This is a genomic window from Calothrix sp. UHCC 0171 (assembly GCF_034931845.1).
Lineage (GTDB): Bacteria > Cyanobacteriota > Cyanobacteriia > Cyanobacteriales > Nostocaceae > Brunnivagina.
On the sequence record NZ_JAYGHN010000036.1, the window covers coordinates 47,597 to 64,470 of the forward strand.

13 protein-coding genes are annotated in these 16,874 nt (G+C 40.3%); 7 read left to right on the forward strand and 6 right to left on the reverse strand.

The features are described 5' to 3' along the window. Positions 1 to 18 precede the first annotated feature (18 nt). From VB733_RS22010 to VB733_RS22025, 4 genes are all read left to right on the forward strand, one after another. Positions 19 to 489: an NADAR family protein gene (locus VB733_RS22010; protein ID WP_323342194.1), complete on the forward strand. Its 471-nt coding sequence runs from the start codon at positions 19 to 21 to the stop codon at positions 487 to 489. Positions 490 to 748: 259 nt separating this feature from the next. Further along, positions 749 to 3,490 carry a GAF domain-containing protein gene (locus tag VB733_RS22015; protein ID WP_323342195.1) on the forward strand — a complete coding sequence of 914 codons (2,742 nt, stop codon included), beginning with the start codon at positions 749 to 751 and terminating at the stop codon, positions 3,488 to 3,490. A gap of 234 nt (positions 3,491 to 3,724) precedes the next feature. Then, positions 3,725 to 4,075 (forward strand): Rieske (2Fe-2S) protein, encoded by a 351-nt coding sequence (locus VB733_RS22020; RefSeq protein ID WP_323342196.1) that lies wholly within the window; start codon positions 3,725 to 3,727, stop codon positions 4,073 to 4,075. A gap of 476 nt (positions 4,076 to 4,551) precedes the next feature. After that, positions 4,552 to 4,725, forward strand: coding sequence for a hypothetical protein (locus tag VB733_RS22025; RefSeq protein WP_323342197.1), 174 nt, complete (start codon positions 4,552 to 4,554; stop codon positions 4,723 to 4,725). A 459-nt stretch (positions 4,726 to 5,184) separates the two neighbouring features. Here the strand turns inward: VB733_RS22025 and VB733_RS22030 are convergent, their stop codons facing one another. From VB733_RS22030 to VB733_RS22045, 4 genes are all read right to left on the reverse strand, one after another. Next, complete coding sequence (locus VB733_RS22030; RefSeq protein WP_323342198.1) at positions 5,185 to 6,189, reverse strand: metal ABC transporter solute-binding protein, Zn/Mn family; 1,005 nt, start codon at positions 6,187 to 6,189, stop codon at positions 5,185 to 5,187. Between the two features lie 111 nt (positions 6,190 to 6,300). Continuing rightward, positions 6,301 to 7,293 carry a PRC-barrel domain-containing protein gene (locus tag VB733_RS22035; protein ID WP_323342199.1) on the reverse strand — a complete coding sequence of 331 codons (993 nt, stop codon included), beginning with the start codon at positions 7,291 to 7,293 and terminating at the stop codon, positions 6,301 to 6,303. A gap of 60 nt (positions 7,294 to 7,353) precedes the next feature. After that, on the reverse strand, positions 7,354 to 11,043 hold the full coding sequence (gene smc, locus VB733_RS22040) for a chromosome segregation protein SMC (protein ID WP_323342200.1): 3,690 nt from the start codon (positions 11,041 to 11,043) through the stop codon (positions 7,354 to 7,356). Positions 11,044 to 11,249: 206 nt separating this feature from the next. Then, complete coding sequence (locus VB733_RS22045; RefSeq protein ID WP_323342201.1) at positions 11,250 to 11,639, reverse strand: hypothetical protein; 390 nt, start codon at positions 11,637 to 11,639, stop codon at positions 11,250 to 11,252. Positions 11,640 to 11,851: 212 nt separating this feature from the next. Between VB733_RS22045 and VB733_RS22050 the strand changes: the two genes are divergently transcribed. The 3 genes from VB733_RS22050 to VB733_RS22060 all read left to right on the forward strand — a co-directional run bounded on the left by VB733_RS22050 (position 11,852) and on the right by VB733_RS22060 (position 13,522). Next, positions 11,852 to 12,478, forward strand: a complete 627-nt coding sequence (locus VB733_RS22050; protein ID WP_323342202.1) for a hypothetical protein — start codon at positions 11,852 to 11,854, stop codon at positions 12,476 to 12,478. 409 nt (positions 12,479 to 12,887) lie between these two features. Next, a complete protein-coding gene (locus tag VB733_RS22055; protein WP_323342203.1) occupies positions 12,888 to 13,226 on the forward strand; it encodes a P-II family nitrogen regulator in 339 nt (112 codons plus the stop codon). A 74-nt stretch (positions 13,227 to 13,300) separates the two neighbouring features. Continuing rightward, the gene (locus VB733_RS22060) at positions 13,301 to 13,522 is read left to right on the forward strand and encodes a hypothetical protein (protein ID WP_323342204.1); all 222 of its coding nucleotides are present in this window, start codon (positions 13,301 to 13,303) and stop codon (positions 13,520 to 13,522) included. Here VB733_RS22060 and rdgB read toward each other — a convergent pair. Beyond that, positions 13,485 to 14,057: an RdgB/HAM1 family non-canonical purine NTP pyrophosphatase gene (gene rdgB / locus VB733_RS22065; RefSeq protein ID WP_323342205.1), complete on the reverse strand. Its 573-nt coding sequence runs from the start codon at positions 14,055 to 14,057 to the stop codon at positions 13,485 to 13,487. The genes VB733_RS22060 and rdgB overlap by 38 nt on opposite strands. Positions 14,058 to 14,216: 159 nt before the next feature. After that, entirely contained in the window at positions 14,217 to 16,739 is a 2,523-nt protein-coding gene (locus VB733_RS22070) for a hypothetical protein (protein WP_323342206.1), read from the reverse strand. Between the last annotated feature and the right edge of the window lie 135 nt (positions 16,740 to 16,874).

The following is a 16,874-nucleotide window of genomic DNA, read 5'->3' on the forward strand; positions in this document are numbered from 1 at the left end:
AAAATACAAAATATACCAATGACAATTTACTTTTACAAAGCTGGTGATGCTTACGGCTGTTTTTCTAACTTTTCGCCCCACGGAATCGAAATGGAAGGAGTTTTTTGGGCTACCGTTGAGCATTATTACCAAGCTCAAAAGTTTGTCGGCAGTGTAGACGAGTATATTATCCCCAGTATCCATGCAGCTAAGACTCCAGAGATTGCCGCCGCATTAGGACGTAATTGCGATCGCTGTCTGCGTCCAGATTGGGATATAGTCAAAATATCAGTCATGCAAAAAGCTGTATTACAAAAGTTTCTCAGCCATGCAGATATTCGCGCAGTTCTGCTGGCAACTGAAGAAGAAATCCTCATCGAAGATTCGCCTTGTGATTATTTTTGGGGTTGTGGTGCCAATCGCCAAGGTGAAAATCATTTAGGTAAAATTATTATGAATGTCCGTACTCAACTGCGTAATTCATATTTGCATCAAGTAACATCTGTTTAGGAATTACTAATAGTTGAAACATCTGTGGAAGTGATAATCATATAGGCAGTAAATCTACTCCTTAACCAGAACTTAACCTATCTCGCCTCATCATCAAAATACTTATTTTTACGTAATTAGTCAAAGAAACAAATAGTAATAATTACAGTTGATATCGCCGATACTTCAGCGTTTTTCGCACTGCCATAAAACATATAAATGCTTAAAATGGCAATTAATTCAGAATATTTTTATATTTCACCATAAATACATAGCAACGATGAAATCAGATGACTGCATTACCAATCAAGAGAAAATTTTTGACCAAGAAACATTATTACAAAGAACTATAAACCGAATTAGAAAAAATCTCGAACTGCAAAAAATTCTCGAAGCTGTGGTGATAGATATTCGTAGTTTTTTGCCTACAGATAGAATCATGGTTTATCGATTCGAGCCTGATGGTAGCGGGAAAGTAATTGCGGAGTCAGTGTGCGAGGAAAAATTACCATCTCTGTTGGGATTAAATTTTTTAGCAGATAATATGCTCGCCCATATCAAAGAGATGTTTGCTCACAAAACCAGACAGCGAGTGATAGTGGATGTTGCGGCTGGGAAAATGGGAGTATCTTTGCTTGAACATCCGGAGACTGGGGAAATTTTACCGGGTGATGGGAATGTGCAAATTCGACCTGTAGATGCTTGGCATCTGGAATACTTAAAAGCGATGGGGATACAATCTTCCTTAGTCATCCCTATTTTCCCACAACACTCAGATGAGCCATCATTATGGGGTTTGTTGGTGTTGCACCACAGTCAACCTCGTTCAATATTGAAGCGGGAATTACGGGCTTTGCAGCAACTTACCGATCAAATTGCGATCGCGATCGCTCACAGTCAATTATCTCAGCAAATCGACATTGAACAACAGCGTCAAGTAATTATCAACCAAGTAATTACCCAACTGCACTCACTCCCAACGAGACAACTACGAGAGGCATTAGCAACAACAGCCTTAGCATTGAGAGGTTGTGGAGGTAGAATTTATCTCCAGTCTACAGGTGAGTTACATACTTGGGGAGAGCAACCCCAATTACCACAATCATTTCCACATAGTTTGATTGAACAACATCCATGTTGGCAACAGCACTGGATGACAGAATCTCCCCAAGAGGGAATTTGGGCAATTTCTGATCTTTATCAAGAAAGCGAGTTATCTGTTTTGGCTGCTGCTTTTGAACAAACAAAAATTCGCGGACTTTTACTAATACCACTTGGCTACCATCAAAACTGCATGGGTGTGATGAGTATTTTTCGCCATGAATCAGATAGTGAAATTGTCTGGGTAGGAAAATATCAACAAAATCCCCAGAATCATTTACCGCAGATTTCCTTCCAAACTTGCCAAGAAGAAAAAAAAGCACAAGTAAAGGAATGGAGGCAAGAGGAAATATCCCTAGGACAAATCCTGGCACAGCATTTTTTAATGGCAATTCAACAGCAACAGACTTACTACCAATTGCAAAGCCGGAATTGTAAACTCAAACAACAGGTAGAATTAAAAACAGCAGAATTAAAAAAACACTTATTAATTGCCAACGCCATTAAAATAGTTAGCGAACAGATTCGGGGTACTCTCGACTTAAAAATTACCTTACAAACCATTGTCCGCGAAGTTCGCAAATTATTAAATACAGATCGAGTATTAATCTATCAATTATTTGACAACTTAGAAGGGGAAGTAATTGTCGAAGACATTCACGGGAATTGGCAATCAGTTTTAGCAATTAAAGCACCCCCCAATTGCTTTCCTAATGAGCAAGCACTGCAATATTTTCGAGGTAGAACCAGAGCAATCAATAACGTTGCCACAGCCTCCCTAAGCCCCTGTCATCTGGAGTTTTTAGACAGCTTGGAAATCAAAGCTAATCTCATAGTCCCCATCAACATGGGAGATTACCTGTGGGGACTACTAATTGCCCATCAATGTGAAGCCCCTCGAAATTGGCACGAAGACGAAATCGACCTATTAAAACAATTAGCAGATCAAGCTGCGATCGCGATCCAACAATCACAACTTTATGAAGCAACTCGTCAAGCTGAAGTCGAAGCCAAAACCAAAGCCAGGCTCCTGGGACAAGCAATCTACGACTTGCAACAAACCCAAACCCAACTTATCCAGAGTGAAAAAATGTCTAGCTTGGGACAACTAGTCGCAGGAGTTGCCCACGAAATCAATAACCCAGTTAACTTTATCTACGGAAACCTCAGTCATGCTGTCGGTTATACCGAACAAATACTTGAATTATTACACTTATACCAAAAACAATATCCCCAAGCAACTCCAGAAATTGATAGCAAATCTCAAGAAATCGATTTGGAATTTATCATCGCAGATTTACCAAAAATTATGTCCTCCATGACAATTGGAGCCGAAAGAATCCGCTCAATTGTCCTATCTCTGCGTAACTTCTCCCGCCTGGATGAAGCCGACATGAAACCAGTAAATTTGCATGAAGGCATCGATAATACCCTATTAATTTTACAACATCGAATTAACCCCAATACTAGTTGCCCCGACATCGAGGTAATCAAAAAATATGGTGATTTGCCCCTAGTGGAATGCTATGCAGGACAAATCAATCAAGTATTTATGAATATTCTCACCAATGCCATTGACGCTTTAGAGCCACTTTGCGAACAAAATATAGCAATGGAAAATTTAGAAAGTCAAGGGAAAAATTCTTGTCATTTTACTCCCCAAATTAGTATTTCCACTCATGTATGTCATCAAAAAAACTCAGTCATTATACGCATCGCAGATAACGGCATTGGCATGTCAGAAGAAGTCCAGAAACTGATTTTTGACCCATTTTTTACCACTAAAGCCGTAGGAAAAGGTACAGGATTGGGATTAGCAATTACTTATAAAATTGTAGTTGAAAAACATAATGGTGTGATTAAATGTACCTCCCAACCAAGTCAAGGTACTGAGATGGCGATCGAAATTCCCATCAAATAATCAGCAAACCCTACTTATATTTCGAGATGTAGCCAAAATATTCCTGAATATCCTAGATTTCGCTTCCAGAAGTCTGGGATTTAGGCGTTAACGTTTCACCAAAATAAGTTTCACCAAAAATTAAACATAATTAACTCTTGGCGCAGTAAATATCGTAAAATCCAATTGAGATAAAAATTTTTTAAAGCGACTGCCATCCTAGTGCAGAATTTAAAACCAAAAAGAGAGGAATTTATGAATTGGATTAAAGTCCTTGCCCAAGATGAACTACCAAACGATGGACGAACAGTAGTTAAAGTCGAAGAACGTGCTATTTTATTACTTCACCATAACAACCAAATATACGCAGTTGAAAATTCTTGCCCTCACCTCAAACTACCCTTAAAAAAGGGCAAAATTACTGAAGATGGGGCAATTGTTTGTCCATTTCACCGTAGTGCCTTTGACTTAACCACGGGTAATCCCGTAGCTTGGACTCCATTTCCTCCCGGAGTCGGTAAACTGCTAGGTATGATTTCCACAGAAAAACCTCTGTCTGTTTTCCCCACTCGTGTCGAAGAAGGAAGTATCTGGGTAGGAATTTAGGATATTGCTGAATAATGAAGTAATTAAGACGCAAATTTACAAAGATGCTGAGACATGAAATCTTGCCAGGTAATCCCTCTGGCAAAGTTTCATCGGGTGATTATGAAGTTATGCAAATACCAAAATTATCCCGCAATTATCTAACTCCGGATTGAGGAAGTAGTTAGTTGAACACTGAGTCATCAGTGATATTCTGCTGCTCAAAGCTCATTTCTAAGTACCGAACTTTTCGTGACTAATTTTCTAGACATTTCTGCCAGCATCATGTATAATCGTAAACCCATTCCCTTTTGGTGCATATTTTCTCAACTTAAACCGTACATAGCATGAGTTAAGAGGAAAATCAAACTGTAGCGGGTTTGGCATCGATTTTTTAATCTTTTCTTTATCCTATTTTCAGGAAATACCTGTTGAGGGGATGAAGATAAAGATTGGAGTTTAGGCTTGAATAATCATGTAAATAGGAGCAAATTACCATGAAATCTAACCCTAGTAGTTCAAATCAGAACCCGAATCAACGAGAAACCAAATCGACTAAAAAACAAAAGCAATCATCCTATGTCGATATTGGTAGTCCCAAAGTACCTATCCGTCACAACAAAACACAACCAAAGCAAGAATCTCTCAGCGATTGGGCACATGCCAGCTAATTTCAGTTGAGCTACTTTAATTAATCTGAATTAACGTAACCCATCAATTTCCCAAAAGATATCTATGGAAACCTCGTCAAACCATTGTTTTGCTACAACCCTGTTTTGAGCCGATATGGAATCATTGAGTTTCTGAACGTATGTCTTTTCAATCGTTGAATTTGTCTAATCTATTTTTTCTTACTAGTTGAAGGTTTCTATCTTGCACTCAACGAAATTAATGACGAATCCATATATCAATATGAGACTGTGCAGGATTAATTACCCGATTGTTTGCGATTAATTTTTGCTTAATAGCTTGAGCTAAATATTGAGGCTAAATATTGAGCTAACATTCTGAATTAATCTTTCGAGCAATCCTAACCACAAAGCCTTCAACTAGTATCGTCATAAATATCCTAAATCAATTTTGAGATAGAATTTCTCAAGTAAATAAAGCTTAACATCTAGGTCATATCATTATTTTTGAGAACGTGAAAGTGGTTGAAATATCAAGTAAGTACCCCCTAACCCTTCAACAATAGTGCGAGTATTTGCTACCATCATTTTCTGATAAGTATCACTTTCACTTCCAGGCATGCCTAAATTTGCCGCAAAAAGTGGTCTGCCAGCAATACGTACATCTGCTTCTTTTGCTATAGTTTTTACTAACTTGGGGCTGGCTGTATTATTCACAAAAATTGCTGGAACTCTTGACTTTTGAATTTTACTAATTAAAGGTTCTAAGCGTGATAATGAGGCATTTTCATTATTACTAATACTGACAAATATAGGTTTGTATTCAATTCCATATTTCTGAGGATAATATCCAATTTCAGGATGATTGGTAATTAATTTTCTTTGTGAAGAAGGAATACTAGCCACCCGTGCTTGAATCCATTTATCTAATTTTGTGATTTCTGTTTGTACTTTCTTCGTATTACTGGCGTATAAATTGGCATTTTCTGGTGAAATTTGTTTGAGACTATTACTAATAACATTTACCATGGCGATCGCATTTTTAGGATTATGCCATACATAAGGGTTATTGATTTTTTTATTCCCTTCTGCAATCATCAATTTCGGCTTGGGTACTGCACGTTCACCAACTGCTATTTTTGGTGCAGGATTTTTACTTGTTTTAATGATATTAAATACAGCAGGTTCCAAGTTGTAACCGTTGTAGAGAATTAATTTTGCCTCGGCAATTTCTTGACTATCTCTAGATTTTAGTTGATAACGCCGGGGATTTATATCTGGGGGTATCAAGCAAACCAGATTAATCGTATTGGCTGCTATTTGTTTAGTCAGGTCGCAGAGTACGCTGGTAGTGACAACTAATTTAGGCAGATTTTTCTTGTGATTATTTTCCTCTAACGAAGGGGTTTTAATTGTTAGAGATTGAGAGCTTTTAAAGTTGGGAGGATTATTGCAGGCGGAGAGAAAAAATTGAAGTGTAAACAGGATTAACAGCAGATTCCTCATACCAATAGTCAGTAGTCAATATTTAGTTAACGCGAATTCGACAAATAAAACACACCTCTTTCCCCAGTGGGAAAGAGGCTAAAATACCGTGCTTTGCGATTCTAAACGAGATTAGTATCCTTCTTCTTCATACTCAGGTTGTTTCTGCTTGACTTTTTCGGGAATGATGATTGGTTTGGGTGCTTCGTCTTCTTCCCAAACATCTTGATCTAAATCATCATCATCGAAGTCAGATTTATTACTGTTGAAAACAGGGGTATCATTTTCTGGCTCTTTTTGATACTCATCCTTATCAATAGCCGCCCAGTTATCTCCTTCATCTTCGTAATCATCATAGTTATCTTCTGGGTAACGAATCGACTCGGCGGAACGTGCCTCCATAACTTGACGGCGAGGTGGTTCTGGTTCGTAATCATCTTCATCCCAAACAGGTTCTTTGACTCGTTCGGGGGTACGAACTTTTGCCATTGGTGGTTCCAGAGGTACACCGCTAGGAAGTTGGTTAGCGGGTGCGATCGTTTTCGGGGCGGAATAGTATTCGTCTTCGCCATCTCGATCCCAGGGTGCTTTACCAATGCCCAAGCGTTCGAGCAAACCAACAGATAACTGAGTCAAACGTTCTTCCGCACCCTCAAATACAATCAAACGGTTTGGTCCTGTGCTGACAATTTCCTCGACGGAGATTTCGTAGGTACTTAATACCTGTTCAGGTACTTGGGGTATTCCCAAGGAAGCAATAACGATGGATAAAATTTTGCCGTTGGCTGTGTCGAACTTAAAGCCGCGCACCCTACCCAAAGCCTCGCCAGTTTCAGTAATTACTTCCCAATTAACGAGGTTACTGTAGGCATCAACATCAATATCTTCGATCGCATCTTCATTTTCGACTAAAATTACGTCGCCAATTTTAGTAACACGATCTAGATACATGTAACGGGGGATGCCGGAAACGGAAATCAGGCTGTCTCGCAAACTAAATGCTACAACCTCACGTTGGTCTACATCAATCCATACTTGACTAACAATACCCAACCGTCTGGCATCTTTGGTGACTACCTGGGTGTTTAAAATATCTGAGCGTCTAATAGTTTGTTCTGAGGTCATTATAATACCGAGTCCTGATTCTCGAATCCGGTTAATCTATACACTATTATTAACAAAATCTCAAGCAGATGTATTGTCTGTTTTTAGCGTAATTCCCAACACTTGGGTATAAGCTCCCCGTGCTTGGGTAACACCGATTGTGCGTTCGGCTGATTCTATCATTGGACGACGGTGACTGACAACGATGAATTGAGCGCTGGATGATTGTTCGCGCACAACTTTTGATAATCGTTCGACGTTAAAGCCGTCGAGGAAACTGTCAACTTCGTCAAAGGCGTAGAAGGGTGAGGGACGGTATTTTTGCAGGGCGAAAATAAAGCTGAGGGCGGTTAATGATTTTTCTCCCCCGGACATGGAAGCAAGTCGTTGCACAGGTTTCCCTTTGGGGTGTGCTACCATGTTCAAACCGCTATTAAATGGGTCTTCGGGATTATCTAATTGTAAGTAGCCGTCACCGTCGGAAAGGTTGGCAAAGATGGCTTGGAAGTTCTCGTTGACTGCGTCAAATGATTCTTTGAAGGCGCGTTGGCGGAGAGTGGTAAAATTTTCAATTCTTAATAATAGTTCGGTGCGTTCTCCTGCTAATGTTTCTAGTTTTTGGGTTAATTCTTGGAGACGATTTTGGGTACGTTCGTATTGTTCGAGTGCGAGCATGTTCACAGGTTCCATTGCTTGCATTCGTTTGGTGAGGCTTTTTAATTCTTTTTGAAGTTCTTCTAAATCGACTTGTTGGGGAACTTCGGGTAGGGGTGTGGGTAATTCTTGGGAAATGGTTTGCAGTTGGGTTTGGACGTTGGCGAGTTCTTCCCGTCTAGTAATTTGACTTTCTTGGAGTTTTTGGATTTCCCATTCAATTTGCTGCTGTTTTAAAAGATGCGATCGCAATTCTGCTTCTAAGGCATCGCGTTTCTTTTTATCTTCGCCTAAGTTGGCTTCGAGTTCCGCTAATTTTATCCGGGTTTGTTCGATTTGGGTGCTGAGTGTTGAGTGTTGGCTGTTGAGGGCAATGAGTTGAGTTTGTTGAGTTTGCTGTTGTTCTTGATATTGTTCAATCCGGGCTTCGGCTTCTTGGATGCGTTCTTGGAGTCTTTGCTGTTGTGATTCGAGGTTGGTTAAGCGTTGTTGAGCTTCCCGTAATGCGGTCTCGCGTTGTTGTAATTGTTGCTCGTTATTTTTAATCTCGGCTTGGATTTGTTGCCATTCACTGGGTGTTTGTGAGGCTTCCAACTCCGCTAATGTTTGTCTTAATTGCAACAGAGTTTCTTCCTGACTCGGTAATTCCCCGTTTAAAATTTGTAACCGCGATCGCGCTGTGGTAAATTTCTCTTGATTCTGGGAAAGTTGGTTTTTAGCGCTGTCTACCTGAGTAGATAAATTTTTAACTTCCTTTTGTAATGCTTCTAATCTAAGCAGTTGTTCGCGCTTACCTTGACGAGATTCGGTCAATTCTTGGGATAATTGTTTAACTGTTGCCGAAAGATTGGTGATTGCTTGGCTACATCTGTCTAAAACCCGCTCAATTTCATGCAAACGCTGTTTAATTTGGCGTACCTCTTCCGATTCCCCCGCTTCCGGTGTCCCAAATCGTAATTGCGATCGCGCTCCTATACTACCACCAGTCATGGCTCCGCTCGATTCCAGTAATTCCCCATCCAGGGTGACGATTCTATATCTTCCTAATTGCGATCGCGCTTGGTTTAAACTGGCAAATACTAAGGTTCCGCCAAAAACATAGGCAAAAACATCACGGAAACGGTTTTCTGTCTCCACTAAATTAATGGCTAAATCAATAAACCCATTGGTGTGACGTAATTCTGACACGGAAGGGATGCGGGGCACTTGAATTTTATTTAAAGGTAGAAATGTGGCTCGCCCAGCCCGTCGTTGTTTGAGTAATTCGATACCAGCAGATGCGATCGCATCATCTTCGACGACAATATTTGCTAATCTCGCTCCCGCCGCGATTTCCAAGGCTAATTGATATTCTGGCTCCACCCGTCCCAACTCGGCAACTAATCCGCAAACTCCCGGAAGTCCTGCCTGAATAATGACTTTACTAGCACCCGTACCCTGGGCTTCCTGCTGTGCCTGTGCCTGGGCTTCGAGTTTGTCGAGTTGTCGTTGTTTGTCACGTTGCTCGAGTAACAGTCGCTTGTGCGTCTCCTGCTGCAATTGTAATTCCTGTTCAGTGGCGGCGAGATTCTGGGCTAAATCTTGGATGGGTTCGTTTGCACCCCCGACTTCATTTTCTAGTTGGGAAAGTTGGGTTTGTTTGCCAGCTAATTCTGGTTCAATTCGGGCTAATAACTCCGTTTGTTCCTGAATTTGTTGCTGTAGTTGGGCATTTCTCTCGCTTAACTGGGCTTGCTCTGTCCTTAATGGTTCCAGAGTTTGCAACAAAGTTTCAATTTGACGGTTGAGTGCTGTTTGCTGCTGTACCCAAGCTTCCGATGCGGCTGCAACTGTGCCAGCAGTTTCGCGGGATTGTTCCAAGGTTTGCTGTGCTGTATCCCGTTGTTGCTGACAATAGGAAATTGATTGTCGTTCTAAGGTTTGTCCTTCGCCGACTTGTTGTAAATTTTGGTGATGCTGTTGAATTTCCGCTTGAGTCTGTTGTAATCTACGGGCAGTATCTTGCTGCGTATTCGTCAGTTCGTTTTGCTGACGTTGTAATTGTTTCTTTTCTGCTTCCTGGTTAGCCAGTAGCGACTGCGTCGCTAATAACTGTTCATCACCTAAAGTCTTTAAATGGGCGTTGATTTTTTCCAGTTCAATATGCTTCGCCGCAATTTCCTGATTCAGATTCGTTAACTGTTCACTAAGTTCAGTATTTTGCTTATCCCCAGCTTGGATTTGATTTTGCAACTTATCCTGTTGATTTTGCAAACTTCTCCAAGAAAGCACAACTTCCCACTTTTGTTTTTCCAAAAATTCGCTACGATACTTTTGATATCTCTCAGCTTTCGCCTTATCTTGAGCCAAGCGATCGCATTGTGCCACTAATTCCGACTCAATAATCCGACAGCTATCTTCTTTTTCCTTAACTTCCTCTAAAGTATCCTTCGCTTGATGGATTTTCCTATCAAAGGCAGCCACACCCGCTAGCTCATCGATAATTTCCCGACGTTCCCGCGCATTCATCGAGATAATACCCGTAACGTCCCCTTGCAACACCACATTATAACCTTCGGGATTCACCCGCAAACCTTCTAACTCTGCGTGTAACTCCGAAAGCGTGCAAGAAATCCCATTAATGTAATAATTCGACGTATAAGTACCCTGCTGCGTCACCCTCAGCCGTCGCGTCACATACCAATCTTCGCCAGGCTTCGCTTTAATTTTATCCTTGCGAGTGCGATCGTCTTCACTCAGTTCTTCCTCTTTGGGGGGTTCCTCCTCCACCTCATCAAGCAAAGAGTCATCATCTTCAATCGTGGTGACAACTAAATCTGCTTCATTAAAAATTTCATCCGGTGCGTGGTTCGACAAATCAAAAGTAACGGTGACACTCGCTTCCACTGTCGCACGAGCCTTAGATATCTGAGCAGTATTTACCAAATCAGGCAATTTATCTGCACGCATCCCCCTAGAACCAGCCAAACCCAGGCAAAATAGTAAAGCGTCGAGGATATTCGACTTACCCGAACCATTAGGACCAGTCACAACAGTAAACCCCGGTAACAATGGTACCGAAGTTGTGCCACCAAAAGATTTAAAATTTGTCAGTTCAACGCGCTTTATGTGAACCATAAGCGTTGTATATCTGGGCTAATGAAGTTCAAGTGTACCAAGTTATGTGTGATTTGCAACAGGGAATTATCGTCTGCAAGAGAAAAAATTGTGACAATATGCAAAATAAATGATGAAGTTGCGCTTAATTGCTGAGATTGTCAAGCTCACACTAATAGCGAAAGATTAAGCTTTATTAAGCGCATGATCACAGAAAATTGAAATAATTATCCAGTATGCCCCTCTTTCAAAACTCGATCTAGGAGTTCTCTGGCGGGTTGTGCTTTAGAAAGTGCCGCTTGATGATCGCTATAAGCCCGCACCAGACGCGAAAGACTACTCACACCTGATTTTAGTTGTTCAAGTTCTTCGCCAGCCACTAATTCCCCATCTAGCATTCGCCCGATTAAAGGCTTAATATCACCCACCTCCTGGCGAATTTTTTGCAGCTTTTCCACTGTACTCAATAAAGCTTTCAGCGAGTTTAAAATCTCATCAATACCCTGGCTATCTTCTATTGTTGCCGACGAAGTTGCGATCGCCTCCTCTTCTGCCTCCAAATTTAAGGATACTTCTTGTGTAGAGGTTTCACTTTTTACCCCATTTACTTTTGCCATGTAACGTTTCCTCAAGAAATTTTCCTTAGTGTATAGTCTTATTGTCTATCTCACAGCCAATAACCTCAAGAAGTGTCAAAAAACTTTGCTCTCTGGACTATTTTCTATTATCCTTTGGCATAGTTTCCGTAATATCCTTGTTGACTAAAGACAATTTTTGTTATATCTATTACCCTTGATTGCGGCAATTAACTAAGAATTAACTTAAACCTATGCGAACGACTACAAACTCAGTTCCCAATCCTCAAACGACAAGTTACCAAAGCTATCCGGCATCTGTACCGCTTTCGGTGTATCGTGACTTGGCTGAGGAATTACAAGCTGCACTGGAAATGGTTAATTCATTGACTTTAAGAAACCAGCAACTGCAAACGGAAAACCAAGTTTTACAAAGAGAAATTACAAAAGCAGTAAATTCGGTTATACAGTTGCAGTATCTCGTTAATGCTCCTGAATCAACTAGTTATCACCCAGAAGTCCCCACATCTGCCAACTTTAACTTCAATCATGAAGTCGAGCGAAGGATTTCTGAACCTCAGAAGGTAGTTCGCACTCAAAAAGTAACTTCTCGTCGCTCAGCAGTGAATTCCCCTCAACCTAAAAAAACCAAAGTTAATCAAAAACCACTACATCCAGAAGTACCTGATTATTTCCCCACAAACCATCCCACATATATTGAAGAAGAAGAAGTTCGCTATTATCCTCCGAAGCGACAACCGCAAACCAGCGAAACAAATGGTTGGACGCTGCTAATTGCGATTTTGCTGATTGTCATTACCGCTTTCGGTGCTGGTTATGTGGTTGTTCGACCTCTAATCCAAAGCCACAGTAATAGCTAATACCTGTTTTGGGTCGAAGAGTTGCAAGCTACAGGAAATCTTCACATCAGCCAAGTAGGTTTTATGCCTACGCAATATAGCCCTGAGGTATATAAGCAAGCATAACATGAGTATCTTGCAATACCAAACTTTAAGCATTATTTCTGTTACAAGAAATACAAAATAATGATAAATTGATAATAATCAGGATTATAAATTCTGTTGATTAAATCTCTGTTAATGAGATGAAAAATGTAGTCTGTTGAATTTAATTTCATCGGGCGTTGTATTTATTGAAAGTGGCATGATAATTTGTACATCTTGATTTCAGAATTTCCCTGTTTATTCTTTGAATGCAATAAATTGCAGCTACAGGCAGAGAATCTGGTTAGATAGATAAACGAAGCTACTCAAAGTAAGGAGAAAGAGAATGAGAAAAGTCGAAGCAATTATCCGTCCCTTCAAGCTTGATGAAGTCAAAATCGCCTTAGTCAATGCTGGTATTGTGGGGATGACAGTTTCCGAAGTCCGGGGTTTTGGTCGTCAAAAAGGTCAAACCGAGCGTTATCGCGGTTCGGAATATACTGTTGAGTTTTTGCAGAAGCTGAAAGTGGAAATTGTCGTTGAAGACAGCCAGGTTGATATGGTAGTTGATAAAATTATTGCGGCGGCTCGTACTGGCGAAATTGGTGATGGTAAAATCTTTATCTCTCCTGTTGAACAGGTAGTACGGATTCGGACAGGTGAGAAAAATACTGAAGCGGTGTAGTCATTAGTTAATTATTAGTTAATGGTGAATGCTTATTACTGATTAATCAATGTCTCAGCTGTTCTACATTTAACTTGCGTAAATATAGTAGCGGGCAAGCCTGCCTTCCTTGGCGTAGCCTTCCCGCAAGCTATGATGTCAAGAGATTGCCCACACTCCAAAAGAAAGTCGCAGATGATGACGTGAGGACGCGGAGATGGGAAGATGTGTTGCCAGATTTTGGAGCAACGGTATTAAAACTGATTGCCGATTCCCAAATTACTGCAAATTCGGCAACTTTTGGAGTAAATCTGTAAAGGCTTTGCCCCGATGACTGATGGAACGCTTCATTTCTGGTGTCATTTCTGCATAGGTTAAATTTTGTTCGGGCACGTAAAATATGGGATCATAGCCAAAACCCCCATTCCCTTGAGGAGCATAGAGAATTTCGCCACGACAAATTCCTTCAGTTTGTAAAACGATCGCACCATCTGGACGAGAAATTGCGATTGCACAAACAAATTTTGCTTGCCGATTTTCTTGATTACTGAGTTCTTTTAATAACCTATCTATTCGTTCCGTGTCTGAATTCCCATAACGGGCAGAATATACTCCTGGTCTGCCATTCAAAGCATCCACCGCCAAACCAGAATCATCAGCGATCGACCAATTACCTGTAGCTAATGCGACTTGTGAAGCTTTTAAACAGGCATTTGCCGCAAAGGTTTCACCAGTTTCTTCAATTTCTAATTCTTCCGGTTTTAGCATTAATTCCCAACCAGAATCAATTAGGTAAGCTTGCATTTCTTTGAGTTTTCCTGGATTTCCGGTGGCAACAACCAAGTTCGTCATTTGTGAATATTCCCCTTAATCACTGGTCATTTGTGATGATTCCCAGAGAATCATATCAGGTTCGCCGAAGCCGGGGCAGAGGAGAGACATAGATAATAATAGGAAATAATGCGATCGCCTGGGAAACTGGAAAACTAATCCAGCATCAAAATATGTAATCTATTCAACTTCTCTCAACACATCATTCATTGGACATTCGGGATCATCAAAACTCAGGGAGATTTCATATCGAGTTAATGGAAAACATTCTAAAAGTTTATCTTTGTGAAAACTCTCTAATCTCCACCACAGAGTTTGTACAGCAATTGGCTGCTGTTCATCTAATTCAAAAGTAATTTCACCAAAGTTATTGACTCCAACAATCTCCTTTCCATGACCCCACAATCCTTTATATTCGTGATAATTTTTTGCCATTTTTAGATAATCTTCTAATGCTGGGCGACGGTTTTGTGTTGGTAAAGGGGCAATTACAGATTTTGGTTCTTTTTGTTGTGCAGATTTATGCCTATTCCAATACCAAAAACAATTATTTAAGTTGATATTTTCCAATTTAGCGGATAAGAAATCGATTCGATACCACCATTCTGGTTTTTTCAATACTTCTAAAAATCGAAACCAAGTTCTTTTTTCAACTAAATTGACTATTGATGGTTGTTCCTTGATACTCCATGGTAAACGCTGCATCAAGTCTTCCGAATAAGTATAAAAATTGCCAATTGGTAATTCTTGTAATTGAGAATTTGCCCAGCCTAAAATTTCGGCTTTGGGATGATGGTCTATGAATTTAAAGGGGATGAAACCTTTTAGATGTAATGAATAACTACCGCCAGCGTCCCGTTTTTCATTTTTAAAAGAACTACTGGTAAATTGAGCAATGACAATTTCATGATTAATTTGATGCTGATTTTGGGGATTTGTTTGATGCTTTGGCATCCTATCACTACATTCTGGAAATGCCTGATTTGCTGAATATTGTAAACGTGCTGCAAAGCTATAGTGAACATCGCCAGAGAGGATAACTATACGGCTTTGAGGTGTTGGGTTGCGTAATGCTAACCGGGCTAAAAATTGTTCAAATGCTTTTGCTTCTAATCCCCAAGCTTCTGGATCAAATCCCCAAGCTGCTGTTCCTAGTTTTTCGGCTAATGTTTTCGCTGATTTTTGAATACCTTCGAGGAAAGGTAAACCGACAACAGGACCAGGTGAAATAATAAAAGTTATTGGCGTTTGTTCATTCAAGTCAGGTAGTTGTTGCTGACATGCTGCTTCGCTTAACAGTGCGGGAAAATCAAATTCTCCACCAGGAAAACCTCTGCGAGTCCGGGTATCGAGGAAAATAACTTCATAACCGGGCGCTTTGATGCTGTAATGCCATTGTATTGCTTGAGGGAAATGGGGCAGTTGTCTGGGGTTTGTGTTTTTAATATCTGCAATGGTGGGTAAACCGATGCGTTGAGTAATTTCTTGTTCGGATTGGCTATCTTTCCCACCGGAGGCAAACCATTTTTCTGCGGCTTTGAGTAATGCTGCCCCTGGATTATCTTTCAGGTGATGTTGAGTAAATTGTTCAGGTGTATTTCCCCAGGCTTGACAAATGGCGTATGCTAATAGACCATTTTGGAGTATGCGACGACCCAAGGGTTTGGATAAAACGCGATCGCACCATCCCAAATTCAAGTTCCAGTCGTCGGTGATTTCGTGGTCGTCGAATATCATGTAGGTAGGGATATTCGCTAAGGCTCGTCTGACTTGGGATAAGGTGGAGAGGAAGTTTTGGAGATGGGTAATTTCTTGTTGAAATTCTTTTTTGCCACGATTAAATCGGGATGGATTTTGATGAATATCCGTAAATTCAGGAAAGTTTTCTGGTGATGTCCAGAGTACATCACTCCAAGCAAATAAATACATCACCATAAATTCACCAAAGGTAAATAAATGGCTTTTGTCTATGTTGGTAATCCGGTTAAATTTATCGATACTGGCAGTTAAACCGGCAATATTTGTAGCTAGTTTATTGCGTTTACCGGGCTGTAATTCGGCTGGATTTTCAACATCAGGTAATGGTTCTGACCATCCCAAAAGTGTTTCTGATGCATCCATTAAGATAAATAATAAAGCATCAGCAACATCATCTGCATAGATTTGGTCGCCTGTTAAAAAAAGCTGGTGTGGACGCTGTTTTGGTGACAGTATCAGCGCTTCGTGAATCATTTTGTCTAAACCTGCCATTGCATCTAAGCTTTCACCATGCAATTTCCGACAGGAACCATGCACTATTCGTAATTCATTTAAATTTTGGGGAGGTAATGCAAAACTGGGTAATTTAAAGGCGGTGTAAGTAATATCGGTAATCAAACCAGTTGCATTTAAAATTCCGGGAGTATCAAGTTTTTTGCCATCAAATTCTAAATCGTAGAGATAATTTTCACCATATAAAAGTACATTGAATTCAGTTTTGGCAGTGACAGCAGCAACATACAAATTGATGCCAATTTTAATTGTTTTCTGACTACCAAATAGCAATAAATTATAATTTAAATCGAAAATTTTTAAAGTTACATTGCAACTTGTTTTTAAAGCCACCCAAACAGTCACCGTATTGGGTTCTGTTCGCCGCAAAATTGGACCAGCGAGAACTTGCGGCATGGTATGAATTCGTTCTCGTAATGGTATCCAACCCATAATCAAACCTGAGGGAAACAATTCGAGTATATTTCCCCTGGAGTAGAAACTGTCAAGGATAATTTAAAATAATTTGTAATTCAGAAGTTTTTAGGTGAGCAATGCCCACCCTACTATCTATAAATCATCTGAATG